Origin of the sequence: Bacillus sp. EB600 (genome assembly GCF_024494385.1) — a bacterium.
In the GTDB taxonomy this organism is placed as follows: Bacteria; Bacillota; Bacilli; order Bacillales; family Cytobacillaceae; genus JAEVLT01.
The window spans coordinates 1-15362 of sequence record NZ_JAEVLT010000035.1; the positions used below are offsets into that span (position 1 = coordinate 1).

At 38.4% G+C, this 15362-nt stretch carries 11 protein-coding genes; 4 read left to right on the forward strand and 7 right to left on the reverse strand.

From position 1 onward, the window contains the following. Positions 1–88: 88 nt before the first annotated feature. From purU to JN080_RS22970, 5 genes are all read right to left on the reverse strand, one after another. Complete coding sequence (gene purU / locus JN080_RS22950) at positions 89–988, reverse strand: formyltetrahydrofolate deformylase (RefSeq protein WP_256238303.1); 900 nt, start codon at positions 986–988, stop codon at positions 89–91. Between the two features lie 193 nt (positions 989–1181). Then, the gene (ppc, locus tag JN080_RS22955) at positions 1182–3944 is read right to left on the reverse strand and encodes a phosphoenolpyruvate carboxylase (RefSeq protein ID WP_256238304.1); all 2763 of its coding nucleotides are present in this window, start codon (positions 3942–3944) and stop codon (positions 1182–1184) included. A 458-nt stretch (positions 3945–4402) separates the two neighbouring features. Beyond that, positions 4403–5869 carry a cadherin-like beta sandwich domain-containing protein gene (locus tag JN080_RS22960; RefSeq protein ID WP_256238305.1) on the reverse strand — a complete coding sequence of 489 codons (1467 nt, stop codon included), beginning with the start codon at positions 5867–5869 and terminating at the stop codon, positions 4403–4405. A 382-nt stretch (positions 5870–6251) separates the two neighbouring features. Further along, positions 6252–7133 carry an alkaline phosphatase family protein gene (locus JN080_RS22965; RefSeq protein WP_256238306.1) on the reverse strand — a complete coding sequence of 294 codons (882 nt, stop codon included), beginning with the start codon at positions 7131–7133 and terminating at the stop codon, positions 6252–6254. A gap of 97 nt (positions 7134–7230) precedes the next feature. Continuing rightward, complete coding sequence (locus JN080_RS22970; RefSeq protein ID WP_256238307.1) at positions 7231–8043, reverse strand: LysR family transcriptional regulator; 813 nt, start codon at positions 8041–8043, stop codon at positions 7231–7233. 314 nt (positions 8044–8357) lie between these two features. On the opposite strand from JN080_RS22970, the gene serC reads away from it, so the two are divergent. Further along, a complete protein-coding gene (gene serC, locus JN080_RS22975) occupies positions 8358–9452 on the forward strand; it encodes a 3-phosphoserine/phosphohydroxythreonine transaminase (RefSeq protein ID WP_256238308.1) in 1095 nt (364 codons plus the stop codon). A gap of 127 nt (positions 9453–9579) precedes the next feature. Here serC and JN080_RS22980 read toward each other — a convergent pair whose 3' ends face one another. Further along, positions 9580–10485 (reverse strand): TetR/AcrR family transcriptional regulator, encoded by a 906-nt coding sequence (locus tag JN080_RS22980; protein ID WP_256238309.1) that lies wholly within the window; start codon positions 10483–10485, stop codon positions 9580–9582. Between the two features lie 186 nt (positions 10486–10671). Here JN080_RS22980 and JN080_RS22985 point away from each other — a divergent pair, with 186 nt between their 5' ends. Continuing rightward, positions 10672–12198, forward strand: a complete 1527-nt coding sequence (locus tag JN080_RS22985) for a DHA2 family efflux MFS transporter permease subunit (RefSeq protein WP_256238310.1) — start codon at positions 10672–10674, stop codon at positions 12196–12198. A 371-nt stretch (positions 12199–12569) separates the two neighbouring features. After that, positions 12570–14117, forward strand: coding sequence for a DHA2 family efflux MFS transporter permease subunit (locus JN080_RS22990; protein WP_256238311.1), 1548 nt, complete (start codon positions 12570–12572; stop codon positions 14115–14117). Between the two features lie 172 nt (positions 14118–14289). On the opposite strand, the gene tnpA is transcribed toward JN080_RS22990, so the two are convergent. After that, the gene (gene tnpA / locus JN080_RS22995) at positions 14290–14745 is read right to left on the reverse strand and encodes an IS200/IS605 family transposase (RefSeq protein WP_256238312.1); all 456 of its coding nucleotides are present in this window, start codon (positions 14743–14745) and stop codon (positions 14290–14292) included. Between the two features lie 381 nt (positions 14746–15126). Between tnpA and JN080_RS23000 the strand changes: the two genes are divergently transcribed. Then, complete coding sequence (locus JN080_RS23000) at positions 15127–15330, forward strand: hypothetical protein (RefSeq protein ID WP_256238313.1); 204 nt, start codon at positions 15127–15129, stop codon at positions 15328–15330. Positions 15331–15362: the final 32 nt, after the last annotated feature.

Below are 15362 nucleotides of genomic sequence, written 5' to 3' on the forward strand. Positions count from 1 at the left end.
CCCGAATAGGTTTTTTTATATTTAGAAGCTAGTTACAAAATAAAGGGATCATGGACACGATTGTAAGTGATCGTCGCATCGTTATACATTAAAATACAATCGTTTTATTCCCATGGATGATAATACGATCCTCTAAATGCCATTTGACTGCCCGGCCGAGAACGTTACGCTCAACGGTCCGCCCAATTTTCTTTAGGTCCTCGACATTATCACGATGATCTACCCGGTGGATGTCCTGTTCAATAATCGGTCCTTCGTCAAGATCGTTCGTCACATAGTGAGAGGTTGCCCCAATCAGTTTAACCCCGCGGTGGTAAGCACGTTCGTAAGGTTTTGCACCAACAAATGCCGGCAGGAAAGAATGGTGAATATTAATAATTTTATTTGAATACCGCCTAACAAAGTTTGGAGTTAAAATTTGCATATAACGTGCAAGGACGATTAAATCAATATCATACTCTTCTAAAAGCTGATAATGTTTTTGCTCCGCACTTGAGCGGTTATCCTTATTAGCTGGAACATGATAAAACGGAATATTTAACAATTCTGCTTCCACACGTGCATCCTCATGGTTACTGATGATTAGACAAATATCCGTTACTAAATCTCCGCTTTGCCAGGCCCATAATAGCTCCCGCAGGCAATGAAGCTCCTTCGAAACAAAAATAGCTGTCTTCTTTATTACAGATGCATAGGTGAATTTCCATTCCATTGAAAATGTGTTGGCTATCACTACAAAGCTATTCTCAATTTCTTCTGCCTTTTCTTTTAAATTGGGACATTCAAACTCAATTCTTATAAAGAAATTTCCGCTTTGTGGATTAGTTGAATATTGGCTGGACTCAATAATATTTGCGCCTTGCTCAAATAAAAACTTGGAAACAGTGGCCACAATTCCAGGTGCGTCGGGGCAATTAATCAATAACCGCCCCCTATTTTGATATTGTTCCTGAAATTTCCGCAGCCGTTCCTCCATATAACCGATCATATTTTTTCTCCTCATTCATTATATTTTTAATATTAAATCTATTTTGCATAGGATTGTTCAATAACGCAAGAGATTATGGTCACTTAATCGATCGTAATCAAGTACTTCCAGCTTCAATTCACAGAATCATCTTCATTATTCTCCAATGACATAGAAAAAGCTAGCTTAATAGATAAGCTAGCTTACATTTGCCTCAACCTGTATTTCTAAGCCCCGCTGCGATACCGCTGATTGTGAGCAAAACCTCTGTTAACAGTTCTTCATTTGGTTCATCCTCTTCTCTAAGCTGCTTCATTAATTCTACCTGCAGGAAGTTTAATGGATCAACATAAGGATTTCTGCGGTAAACTGATTCTTGAATATTCGGTTTATGATCAAGCAATTCTTGATCTCCGGTTATGATTAGGAGGATCTCTTTGGTTTTTTGATACTCCTCAACAATATTTTCAAAAATTCGTTTCGCAATTGTTTCATCCTCCACAAGCGAGGTGTATTCTTTCGCAGTTGTTATATCTGCTTTCATTAAGGCCATTTGTAAATTATCGATCGTAGACCGGAAGAATGGCCATTTTTCATACATTTCCTTTAGCACTTCTAACTGCTGTTCACCCTTTTCAGCAAAGCTAGAAAGTCCTGTTCCTGCAGCATACCAAGCAGGAATCAGCTGTCGGCTTTGTGTCCATGCGAATACCCACGGAATCGCTCGTAAGTCTTCAAATCTCCCTCTATTTTTCCGGCTCATTGGCCTTGAACCAATATTTAGATCGCCTACTTCTCTCAATGGGGTGGCTTCGTTAAAATAAGTAAGGAAATCTGGATCCTCAAAAACCAGTGACTGATATTTTTCCAACGCCTTTTTTGAAATCTCATCAAACGCGTTTTCCCATGCATCAACAAGAACACGCCCTTGCTCTGCCTCCTTTGATACGCGTGTGGAAGCCTTTAGCAATGTCGATGTTGCTTGTTCTAAGCTCCGGTAAGCAATATCCTCAAGTAAGTACCGAGAAGATAACACTTCGCCCTGTTCGGTTATTTTGACACCATCCCCCAGCGTTTCAGCAGGCTGCGATAAAATGCTTTGTCGTAAGGTCCCGCCTCCACGGCCTAATGATCCTCCGCGGCCGTGGAAAAATTTCAGACGAATTTGATATTTTTTAGCCATTTCGTGAATTTCAAGTTGTGCCCGATACAGCTTCCAGTTTGCCGTTAATGTACCGCCATCTTTGCTTCCATCTGAGTAACCAAGCATAATTTCCTGCTGGTCGCCCATATTTTTTAAATGATTGCGGTAAACGGGCATTTGGAACAAGCTCTCCATAATTTTTGGACCTGCGGTTAAATCATCGATCGTTTCAAGTAAGGGTGCTACATTTAAATGACTTTCCATTGTTCCATCCGCATGAAGACGATTAATCCCTGCTTCTTTTGCCAGCACAAGCACCTCAAGCAAGTCACTTACCGATTTCGTCATACTAATTAGATAAACTGAAATCGAGCGTTTGCCGAATTCCTCATGTGCTTTTCTAATCATATGAAATACGTTAATAATTTCTTGAGTTTCTGTAGAATAATCTTCGTTTAATAAAAGTACCGGACGGGGGTCCTGTAAAATTGTTTGTAAGATATTCACCTTATCATCTTCAGAAAGTGAGGCGTAATCATCAGTAATCCGCACCTTCCTTAATATTTCAGTAATGGCCGCTTCATGCTCACCGCTGTGATTACGAATATCCAACGTTGCCAAGTGGAACCCGAACAACTGAACCTGACGGATTAATTTTTTAATTGCCTTCAGTTCATGCGCCATCGGATGATGCTTACTTAAGCTCCTGCTGACCATTACTAAATCTGCTAACAAAGCTTCTGCACTTTTATAACCAAGATCAGACCTACCAACCTGTTTAAGCCGTTCAATCATAATCGCAAACTTGCGGCGATAAACCTCGGCTGCAACCGGCCATCTCTTATCAGCTGTTACGTACTTGTCCTCTTCCTGCTCCAGAGAATGAAGTAATTCCTCACTAACTTCAATTCTTGTCGTGGAGTGGCTGTAGCGTCGCATTAGATCATTTAAAACATTCCGATATTTTTTTAATACAAGTCTTCGCTGTTTATTAAGAGTTTCCCATGTCACTTCAGGAGTTACATTCGGATTGCCATCCCTGTCACCACCAATCCATGATCCAAAGTGAAGGAAGTTAGGCACTTGCCAATTGTAGTTTGGATAATAGTTTTCTAAGCATTCCTCGATCTCCTGGTGGATTTCCGGCAATACTTCGAAAAGTGTTTGGTCAAAATAATACAAGCCATTTCGAACCTCATCAAGCACAGTTGGTTTATTATGTCGCAGTTCATCCGTCTGCCATAGAATTGTAATTTCATTGAATAAACTTTCTTCAAGGTGCTTGCGTTCTATTTTTGTCAATATTGGATTGTCGAGGTTTTTCAATATATTTGCAATCCGTTTTTGAATTTCAAGAATGGAGCGTTTGGTCGCTTCTGTTGGATGTGCTGTAATCACCAACTCAAGTGACAAAGCATTCAAGACGCTTTGGATCGTAACCTCAGCAACTTGGTTCTCTTTCAGTGAAAGAACTGCACTTTCGATTGACCCTGGCTGGCCATAATTGTTTTCTTGAAGCTGGTACTCCCGCCTGCGGCGAATTCGATGATTGAGTTCTGCAACATTAATGAGATGGAAATAGATCGAAAATGCTCGAATAACCTGCATTCTCATCGGAGAACTCATCCCTGAAATTTCTTCTTTTAAAACCCTATATATTTCTTCAGTAAACTGGTCTCGAAGCGATATGCACATGATTCGAATCTTTTCTACCTTGTCAAAAAGCGCGTCCCCGCCTTGATTGACTAAGATTTCTCCAAGCATTTGTCCAAGCATTCTGATGTCTTGTCGTAATGGAAAACTGCTGTCATTTATTTTTACTTCTACTGCCATGGATTCACCTTCCCTTACCAAAAATATTTATAAAATTACTTTTTAATATAACATAATAATTCAAAAAAATTACTATCTTGAAGTTCGACCTAAAGAGCTTGAAAAGAAGGATCAGGGTAACCTAGAGAGCCTCTATGTGACCGAAGGAGCTTGAAAAGAGGGATCAGGGTAACCTAGAGTGCTTCTACGTGACCGAAGAAGCTTGAAAAGAGGGATCAAGGTAACCTAGAGTGCTTCTACGTGACCGAAGGAGCTTGAAAAGAGGGATCAAGGTAACCTAGAGAGCCTCTACGTGACCGAATAAGGCTTAAAAAAAAGGATCAAGGTAACCTAGAGAGCCTCTACGTGACCGAATAAGGCTAAAAAAAGGATCGAGGTAACCTAGAGTGCTTCTACGTCCTTTTTAGTTAATTAAAAAACCTGCCAATGACAGGTTTTCTTCTTAGAACTATAGTTTACTACAGCTTACTAAAAAACGAGCGGATACTATCGACAAGACGGCTCCAAAAGGATGTAGGAGCGTTATTTTGTCCCGCATTCCATTTGTTAGTTGATGTTGAAGCATTGGAGCTTTTTGTAATTGAGTCAGTTGATAAATTTTCAGTAGTGCTGCTAACCTGTTGACCGGCAGCTGTTGTTGTCACAGGATCTGGTTCAGCTTTATCAAATACAAGAACATATGTTTTTTTATCAGTACCATTTGTTATAACGACTGAAACGATTGTTTTCTTTTGATCTCCTATCGAGATCGTCCTCGTTGTACCGTCTGCAATTACTACTGCTGCCCCACTATAGGCAGGTGTTGCACTTATGGTAACCGAGTCAACATCATTGGGAAGTGCAACATGATAAGTAAACGTATCTGATGCAAACGTCTTGTTCCAGGTTCCTGCTGTTACCGATAAGAATGACAAAGTGGCTGTACTTGGTTTTTGTACGACCCCGCCAAATTGCTGTGAGTTTTGCTGCTCGCTTGTTGCACCGGCATTACTCTTATCAAACGTACCTGCATTCTTATGGTTTGCTGTACTGGTATTTCGAGCTCCAGTCATACTATGTGTCCCGTTAAGTCCAGTTGAACCTGGTTTTGAATTGGACATAGAAGATCCTCCAGGATGAGAATTACCTGTTCCGGAAGTTTGTGTACTACCTGCCCCTGATGTTTGAGTACTACCTGTTCCGGAAGTTTGAGTACTACCTGTTCCGGAAGTTTGGGAGCCTGGTGTTTGATCTGCTCTTGTAACCTCAAGTTTATAGGTTTTCTGGTCTTTGCCATTTTCAGCTGTTACAGTTATTGTAATTTCAGTAGTTTTCCCCACCGGAGGAACCTGGACCGTAAACCCTTGATCCGTAGCCGTTGATGGATCGACTTTAACAGTGGCGGTCGTATCTGCAAGCACCGGTGTAATGGTTAAGGAATCAACATTATTCTCCACTTGAACGTTGTAGGGTGTTACAGGATCAGCTGCAGGATCAAATTTCAACTGACCAGCAGACAACTTAATATCTTGAAGAGAGTCATTGCTGCTCTTTTCACGCGTTACCGTAAAGTTATAAGTTTGGGTATTATCCGGGGTTGTACCATCGGAAACCGAAATAACGTAATTATTATCACCTGTTTGCAAAGGTATTCCTTGGGAGATATCAGTATAACTTGTGTTGTTATCCGTAACCGTTATTTTGGCATTAGGATCTACACCATCTAAGGTGATACTGTTAATACTATTTTTTACTGAATACCCATCTTTTTCCAAAGAAGAAAGGTTGATTTCAAGCGAATTAGATGTATTTTGTCCAGTTGATGTTACGGTTGTAGAGAGTTCATCTGCAAATACTGAAGGAATAGACGGGGCCGCCCCTAGACCAATCATAGAAACAACAAGAACCGCACTTACTCCTTTAGCAATCGAAACTTTTGTACCCATCTTATCCTACCCCATTTCATATTCAATCGAAATTGGTACTAAGGATAACAAAGATTGCTTAACTTTTTCTTAATTTCCACCTTATTTTTGCTGAAATTCAATTTTAATTTTCGTTATAAATTATTAATAATTTTGTCGTTGTTTTTTAAAAAAATAAGTATAAACTATTAATCGTGACAATGAAAACTCGCCATGGAAAGCCCTTTTAGGCGAAGACTACGGCGTAGTTGCACATTTGCGCGGTCAGAATTTAGTTAAATGCTGATTGGCAAAAAAAGTTGTTTGGGCTTATTCACTACTCTGGCTTTGAATTCAACTGCTGTTGGGTCCTTAGCTATGATTTAAGTCCGAACAACGTCAAAAACATAGCATAACCTCCTGCTCACTTCCAAATACTCATAATAGGTTGACTGCTTTGAGCAGCACCTGCATGGGACAATCCGTAAATATCCTCAATCGTCCGTAACAAGTTAAAGTGATTAAAGTTTTCATCATATTGACCTGTTTTTACCATTGATCCTACAAAAAAAGTTGGAATGGTATTCTCCTTTGAACCTTCATCTTCATCCCACGTGACAATCAATAAACTGTTATGTGTCTTAGCCCAATGGACATACGAATCAAGATGTTCCTTTAACCACTGATCTGCTTCCTTTATGGTCCCGTCATGCATATTATTTTGTTGGTTTGGAATAACAAATGAGACTGTCGGCAGTTTAGTAAAATCTTCTGGAAAACTTTCCAATGGTTGATTTGCTTCTTTCGGAACATTTGTGAAATTTGTCCAAGGATTGTGCTTGCGTACGTAACCATTTCCCGCAAGCTTTTCATCATAGCCTACTGAAGGTTGATCCTCCGAATAGCCTGCAAATGAGTAATTTTTTTCAATTAATTCACTTGCTAAGTTTTTCGAAGAAAATTTTGAAATCGGCTGCTTATCATCTTTTACCCCATGGTTGGATCCTGAAAAAATATCCAAATAATTTGGCTGACTAGGGTGTTCAATCGCATGATAGTTTGTAAAATTTGCGCCCTGTTTCATTAGGGAATTCATGTATGGTGCTGACGGATTATTGGTAATTTTACTTTTCGAGTGATTTTCCTCGATAACAATTACGACATGGTCAATTTTCTGCATGCCCGCTTTTTCTGCCTGCTTATTTATTGTCTTAGCTGGAGAAGTCTTTTCTTTTGGTTCACTTTGTGTACAAGCACTTAATAGGAGCGTCATTCCTACAAGTAAAAGCTGCCATTTTTTTATCAAAACTCTCTACTTCCTTTCCTTCCATTTTCTACAAAAAGGATATCATCAATTGAAGGGTATCACGAGAGAATTTTGACTAGTTTTTTTATAATTTAAATTATTTTCCCAAGTGATTAATGAAAAACCAGACACTTTTGGATAAACGTTCTGCTGGACGTGTTATCACATTCGCTGCCACTGGATATGGGGCATATTCCCTCCAATATAATAGTTTCCCGTTAGTGACCTCCAGTTTCGCAGCTGATTCTAAAACAACCCCGTAGCCCATTCCTTCCATTACAAACTGTTTAACAGCTTCAGTCGAATCCAGCCTCATAATATCTAAATCAAGCTCAACACTTAATGGAACGGTAACATCACCTGGTACTAAAATCATCCGGCTAGTAAATTCAGAAGAAGGTTGTATTCCAATCAGGCGTTCCTGTGAATATCTCGTAACCCGAAATGCTAAATGATCTTCTGGTTCTTTTAAGGTAAGTCCTACATCAATATTTCCCACTCGGACCGATCGTTCAATTTCCTCATCTGTACCCGTTTCTATCTCCACTAAAATATCAGGGTATGTCTTGGTAAAGGAGAGTAAAAGCTTTGGTAATAAGTAAGTCCCAGCAACTGGAGATGCTCCTATCACAATTTCGCCGCGATTACCGATGCGGAACTCTTCCATTGATCGATATATTTGCCCTTCCAAAGATAAAATTGACTCTGCATATTCTAAAAAGGTCAGCCCTGCATCTGTTACAGAAATATTCCTGCCAACGATGGTAAACAGTAGAACCCCCACTTCCTGTTCCAATCGTTTAAGCTGCATGGAAATAGCCGGCTGGCTGACATGAAGATTCTTTGCCACCTGCGTAATATTTCCTGTTTTCACAACCTGTGCAAATAGTGCTAAATGCTTCGTATTCATACTATTCTCCTCTATGTATAATCTTTTTATTATGATTACATAACAATAATTATATTTGTATTATACTTTATTTCGTGTCAATATAGAGACATCGAAAGAATAATTTCGTGAACTATTGTAATAAAAATCAACCTTGCGGAATTCAAAAAAGTTAACAATTAATGAAGGAACGCATCTAAGAACGGTTTTTTCTGATTTTTCCGTTAAAGAGAAAATACCGACTACTCGTAAGATTTTCAATTTTTAAAATATGTTTTTCCTCAATTGTGTTATATATTTATGTAGTGTAAAACGTACAAATGGGAGTGAAAGAAATGAATTTACAAGTTAAACGTGCTTACAATTTTAATGCCGGTCCATCAGCTCTTCCTTTAGAGGTTTTGGAAAAGGCCCAACAGGAGCTAGTTGATTTTCGCGGTACAGGTATGTCTGTTATGGAGTTAAGCCACCGAAGTGCAGCATATGAAGAGGTTCATAATCAGGCGAAGGCAAATTTAAAAGAATTACTTTCGATTTCAGATGATTATGAAATATTGTTTGTTCAGGGTGGCGCGAGTCTGCAATTTTCAATGATTCCAATGAATTTCTTGCAGCCAGCGCAGAAAGCTGGATATATTATGACTGGTTCTTGGTCAGAAAAAGCCTTCAAGGAAGCCCAATTATTCGGAAACCCTTATGAAGCGGCAAGCACGAAGGACAGTAATTATCGCCGGATTCCTCAGCTTGATGAATTGCAATACAATCAAGATGATGCTTATTTACATCTTACATCGAACAATACCATTTACGGTACTGGATGGAAGGAATTCCCTACTGTGAATGTTCCACTGATTGCTGACATGTCAAGCGACATTCTTTCAAAACCAGTTGATGTTAGCAAATTTTCTTTAATCTATGCTGGTGCCCAGAAAAACCTAGGTCCTTCTGGTGTGACAGTTGTGATCATTCGTAAGGATTTAATTGAAAAAGCAAATCCTACTGTTCCGACGATGTTAAAATACAGCACACATGCAAAAAACAACTCCTTGTATAACACACCGCCAACCTTCGGCATTTACATGCTCGGTGAAGTTTTAAAATGGGCAAAGGACTTAGGTGGGATCACTGAGATCGCTAAGCGGAATGAGGAAAAAGCAAAATTGATTTATGATGCAATTGACGAAAGCAATGGCTTCTTTATTGGACATGCCGAAAAGGAAAGCCGTTCGCTTATGAATCTTACTTTCCGTGTTAAAGGGGAAGAATTAGAGAAAAAATTCTTAGCTGATGCAAAACAAGAAGGCTTTGTCGGCGTAAATGGCCACCGTTCTGTTGGCGGCTGCCGCGCATCTATCTACAATGCCGTTCCATATGAAGCCTGCAAAGCATTCAGCGAATTCATGCTTCAATTCCAAAAAGTTAACGGGTAAAAAGAGAAGCGCAAGCGCCCGATTAATTTTGCAGGTAAATTTTATGATGTATAGAAAAATAGCTTGGGAAGCCCCAAGCTATTTTTCTCTTTAATTTACCATCCATACATTACAATATAGAAATGATTCATAAATTTGCATCGTTTTCTTTCTCCGTAAAATAGTTTTTAACTAATTGATGAAGCTTTTGGACCTCATCCTTCCCCACAATGGATTGATCCGCCTTCATCGATAACAGCGCACTTTCAATAAGATATTTGCGCGGATTTTTTGTATGCACCAATTCATCGAAAACAAAGTCTACAAGCTCCAAGTATTTTTCCTGTTCCTTGCTGTGACTCATTTCCTTTTTTAACGCCAAAACTGCATAATAGAGCTCTTGTTTAAAAGCTTTGTCAGTTTTCTCGAAGTCAGGCAACCAGCTAGTTAACAGCTCAGGTTTAATCAGTTGATCATCAGCATCTGCTACTTCCTCAGCAATTTTAACCAAACGCGTTACACTATACCGGACCATTTGATGAATACTAACAGTTGAGTTATATGCCATTGCATAATATTTACTATTCATGTATAAAATTCCCAAGAACATAATGGCACAATCCAACAAATATGGTTTTTTACTTTCCCCGAAAATATCAATAAATCTGCTATACAGCCATTTAATCATCCTTAATTGCCCATGTTTCATTAATTGTTTTAGGTCTGGATCATTCGAGACGATTATTTCTTCAAAAAGAGGGAATATCTTATTTTTTTCATTTTCCTTCAATTGTAATTCAATTTGCTTTATAAAAATCTCGATACTTGAGGGATTTTGGCCAACGAGTAGGGCATTTCGTTCATTTTCTAGTTTTTTAACTATCGTTTTAAAAATGACAATTAACAATTCATTTTTAGAAGAAAAATAATTATAAAATGTTCCTTTAGAGATACCACTGTAATCTAAAATATCCTGTATCGACGTCGCCTGAAAACCTTTTTCAATAAAAAGCCTATAGGCCTTTTTCATAACCTGTTGTTTTCTGTCGTTCATTTCTTCCACCTTATATTTTATTGGACTTGCTGTATAAAGCCATTGTAACTTATTTATACTGATTGCACAAACCTTATAAATGCGTATGTTTTTCATTTGCAAAACTTGGACTGATAGTATATCATATTCCTTGCGTGAAATCAGAGTATAAAAAAATAGACTTCACGTTTATAGGGGGAATAAATAATGAATGAATCCATAAAAAAGTCTGATCGTCCACCGTACGGCATCATAGCTGTCCTGATGATCGGTGCTTTTATTTCTTTCTTAAATAATACATTATTAAATGTCGCATTGCCTTCCATTATGAAGGACTTACAGGTTAATACTGCAACTGTACAATGGTTAACCACTGGCTTTATGCTAGTAAGTGGAATTTTGATTCCTACGACTGCATTTTTAATTCAAAAATATTCGGTTCGACGTTTATTTTTAACAGCTATGGGGTTGTTTACAACCGGGACCATTCTTGCAGGCTTTGCTCATGTCTTTCCAATCTTATTAGCAGGTCGGATGATTCAAGCATCAGGCTCAGCTATCATGATGCCACTGCTAATGAATGTCATGTTAGTTAGCTTCCCGATAGAAAAAAGAGGAACAGCCATGGGAGTCTTTGGGTTAATTTTAATGTTTGCCCCAGCGATTGGTCCAACTTTATCAGGCTGGATTGTTGAACATTATGACTGGAGAATGCTTTTCCACTTTGTCACACCCATTGCGATTATCATTCTGTTAATTGGCTTTTTCTTACTTAAAGACAAAAAGGGTAAAATAGACCTTCAACTGGATTTATTTTCCTTATTACTGTCAAGTGTCGGCTTTGGCGGGTTGCTCTATGGATTTAGTTCTGCGGGGAATAAGGGATGGGACAGCCCTCATGTCTATGTGACGATCATTGTTGGGGTCATTTCGTTGTTGTGGTTTATTTTACGTCAATCAAAATTAGAACATCCAATGCTAAATTTCAAGGTCTATAAATACGAAATGTTTACCTTATCATCCATTATTTCCATGGTTGTGTACATGGCGATGTTTTCCGGCTTTTTGCTATTGCCAATCTATGTTCAAACGATCCGTGGAATATCGCCGATGGATTCAGGGTTAATGCTGCTGCCTGGGGCAACTGTAATGGCTGTCATGTCACCGATTACGGGAAAGCTATTTGATAAATTCGGTGGGCGCATATTGGTAGTCACCGGCTTAACGATTATGACGATAACAACCTATCTCTTTGGTCAATTAACACTTGATACTGCCTATAGCTACTTAATGCTTTTACATGCTATAAGAATGTTTGGTATGTCGATGGTCATGATGCCAGTTTCGACGAATGGGTTAAATCAATTACCAAGAAGCTTATATCCACATGGTACAGCAATGAACAATACCTTGAATCAGGTATCTGCAGCGATTGGGACCGCACTACTAATTACAATTATGTCCAATCGTACGGAATCATATGGGAAGGAACTTGCAGCATCTGCTATGCGCAAAATGACAGGTCAACCTACTCCTGCTGCTCTTGCTGAGATGAAACAGCAAATTGCCACAAAAGCTTTATTGGAGGGAATTAACTTTACATTTTTCATAAGTGCGATCGTAATTGTTGTTGCACTTGTTCTTGCTTTCTTTATAAAACATGCTAAAGCGGTGGAAGATTCTACCGGTGGAAAGCCAGGAAACAAGATGGCAACTAATCTCGCTGAGAACTAATCATCTATTGTTTTGTTTGAAATTTCTTGAAGTCTATAAACCGAAAAAATACTAAAACAAAGCCCGACCCATCAATAGTAAGATGGTGACGGGCTTTGTTCTTTTCAGCACTAAAAGGTCTGATTTAAAATTTTCGATTAGAAATTCGATTTTTGAAGAAAAACAGAACCACTGTTTCGTTCATTTATATCACCATATTCTTTATTGGACACACTGTACAAATAATCGTTACTATTTTTTTAGCGCTTTCATGAGATCAATATACACAAGGTGTTTTTCATTTGCAAAATTTGAACTCATAGTATATGATAATTTCTGCATGAACTTTTAGGATAGAATAAATAGCGTAATGTTTATAAGGGGGAACTTAGATGGATGTAGAGCATTCCATGAAAAAGACTGATCGTCCGCCATACGGTATTATTGCCGTCTTGATGGTAGGGGCTTTTATTTCATTTTTAAATAGTACATTACTTAATATCGCATTGCCTTCTATCATGAAGGACTTGAAAATTGAAGCAGCGACCGTTCAATGGCTAGCAACCGGCTTTATGTTAGTAAACGGAATTATGATTCCAACTACTGCTTTTTTAATTCAAAAGTATTCAGTAAGACGCTTATTTTTATCAGCAATGTTATTATTTACAGCAGGAACAATTCTAGCTGGCACCGCTCATGTATTTCCAATTTTATTAGCAGGCCGGATGCTTCAAGCTTCAGGATCGGCGATTATGATGCCGTTATTAATGAATGTTATGCTTGTTAGCTTTCCAGTGGAAAAACGGGGAGCAGCAATGGGTGTTTTTGGTTTAATTATCATGTTTGCACCTGCTATTGGTCCGACTTTATCGGGCTGGATTATCGAAAATTACGATTGGAGAATGCTTTTTCACTTTGTAACACCAATTGCAATTGTCGTTCTTTTGATTGGACTTTTCTTACTTAAAGACAAAAAAGATAAAGTGGATATCCATCTTGATTTCTTTTCATTATTGTTATCTACTTTGGCCTTTGGCGGTTTGCTGTATGGATTTAGTTCTGCAGGTAATAAAGGCTGGAGCAGTCCTGAAGTATATGGAACGATTATCATTGGTATCATTGCCTTGATTACATTTGTTTGGCGGCAGAATACGCTAGAAAGTCCGATGCTTAACTTTAAAGTTTTTCAATATCCGATGTTTGCTCTTTCATCCGTTATTAACCTAGTTGTTACGATGGCCTTATTTGCCGGTATGCTTCTTCTGCCAATTTATACGCAAACGATTCGCGGAATAACGCCAATTAATGCAGGGCTATTGATGCTCCCGGGGGCACTCGTGAACGCCTTTATGTCACCTATCACCGGTAAATTATTTGACAAGATCGGTGGAAGAATATTAGCCATTTTTGGCTTAATTATTATGACGGTAACGACCTATTATTTCAGTAAATTATCACTTACGACGAGCTATACTTATTTAATGATTTTGTTCTCCATTCGTTTCTTTGGGATGTCGATGGTCATGATGCCGGTGCAGACCAATGGCTTAAACCAGTTACCTGCACGTTATTATCCACACGGGACAGCAATGAACAATACTTTAACGCAAGTATCCGGTGCGACAGGAACAGCGCTATTGGTCACGGTTATGTCCATCCGAACGAAAACACATGCGGCTGATTTAGCTGCAGCTGCGATGAAACATGCCGCTGGAGCAGGTCAACAGCCAACAGCAGCTGCCCTTGCTGCAATGAAACAACAAATTGCAACAAAAGCGATGTTAGAAGGTATTAATGACGCATTCTTAGTTGCTACCTTTATTTCTGCAGTGGCACTTGTGCTTGCTTTCTTTATCAAACGGGCAAAGCAAGCTGAAGAACCTATTGAAGAAAGAAAAGCTGCTGATAAAAAGATAGCAGTGAAATTGGCAAGGGAGTAATACTGATCAATATTATTGAAAAATCATGACCACCCGTCCAACGGGTGGTTTGAACAACGGCTATAAGCCTCTATTACCGGCCAGCGTCTAAAGGCGCTGGCTTTCATTTTAATTCAAGCCTCTATTGCCTTTGCCACTTTCGCCACCCCTTAAAGGGTATTTGTATTACTTGCTACCCTTTGAAAGGGTCTGTATATTCTTTTACACTTAATTTATCTAGTGCAATATCGTGTTTTTCTTGATCCTGAATATATTTTTTGATTGTAGCTTCATTTAATCCTACTGTGCTCACATAATATCCCTCAGCCCAAAAATGCCGATTTCCGAATTTATATTTTAAATTTGCATGCTTGTCGAATATCATTAATGCGCTTTTTCCTTTTAAATATCCCATGAAACTGGAAACAGATATTTTTGGCGGAATACTAACTAACATATGAACGTGGTCTGGCATGAGGTGACCTTCTATTATCTCTACACCTTTATAGTTACAAAGTGTTCGTAACATTTCACCTATACTCCTTCTGTATTGATTGTAAATTATTTTTCGTCTATACTTTGGAGTGAACACAACATGGTACTTACATAACCACTTCGTATGTGCCAAACTATTTGCTTTATTTGCCAATTAACTCACTTTCCTTTCTAATTTTAGAGGCTTGAACAATCTCTATTATAGAAAAAAGTGAGTTTTTTGTTTGGTCTAACCACTTATCCCCCACCCGCATAGCAGGTGGTTTTTTGTTTCGCACGCTATCGCGAGCTCAACCGACTAAAGTCATAACAAAAAACCTCCTGTGATGTACTGAGTAAACACAGGAGGTTTTTACTAATGTTTGTTTGATCTTTGAATTATTTTGAAAGTAATCAAGGATACTTTTTCGAAATAATTATTAAAATATTCAAAATATTGTCACAAAAGTATCCTTTATTATTTAGATTAGGCCATATAATAGAACCAAAGGGAAGTAGTAAAAATCCCCTTACATTGAGAAGGGAGGTGGCAATCATGTCACTTGCTGATTTTAATGATATTTATGGAATTTGCAGTGATTGGGAAATGGAGAGTGTGTTTGAGAATGTTTTAATGGTGGGATTAAATCGGCTATCTAGTGATACATTTACGTATACAATGACATCTCGTGGAAATCTCCTTGGAGAAATAGCCGACAAAGAAATGCTAAACGAAAAAAGAGAAGTAGTCCTTGTTTAAAAAAACTTCTTATAAATGGCAGGTAGATTAAA

Coding starts and splice junctions, on each gene's coding strand:
- purU (WP_256238303.1), bottom strand. CDS start 988: ATGATCGGTTATATGGAGGAACGGCTGCGGAAATTTCAGGAACAATAT.
- ppc (WP_256238304.1), bottom strand. CDS start 3,944: ATGGCAGTAGAAGTAAAAATAAATGACAGCAGTTTTCCATTACGACAA.
- JN080_RS22960 (WP_256238305.1), bottom strand. CDS start 5,869: ATGGGTACAAAAGTTTCGATTGCTAAAGGAGTAAGTGCGGTTCTTGTT.
- JN080_RS22970 (WP_256238307.1), bottom strand. CDS start 8,043: ATGAATACGAAGCATTTAGCACTATTTGCACAGGTTGTGAAAACAGGA.
- serC (WP_256238308.1), top strand. CDS start 8,358: ATGAATTTACAAGTTAAACGTGCTTACAATTTTAATGCCGGTCCATCA.
- JN080_RS22980 (WP_256238309.1), bottom strand. CDS start 10,485: ATGAACGACAGAAAACAACAGGTTATGAAAAAGGCCTATAGGCTTTTT.
- JN080_RS22985 (WP_256238310.1), top strand. CDS start 10,672: ATGAATGAATCCATAAAAAAGTCTGATCGTCCACCGTACGGCATCATA.
- JN080_RS22990 (WP_256238311.1), top strand. CDS start 12,570: ATGGATGTAGAGCATTCCATGAAAAAGACTGATCGTCCGCCATACGGT.
- JN080_RS23000 (WP_256238313.1), top strand. CDS start 15,127: ATGTCACTTGCTGATTTTAATGATATTTATGGAATTTGCAGTGATTGG.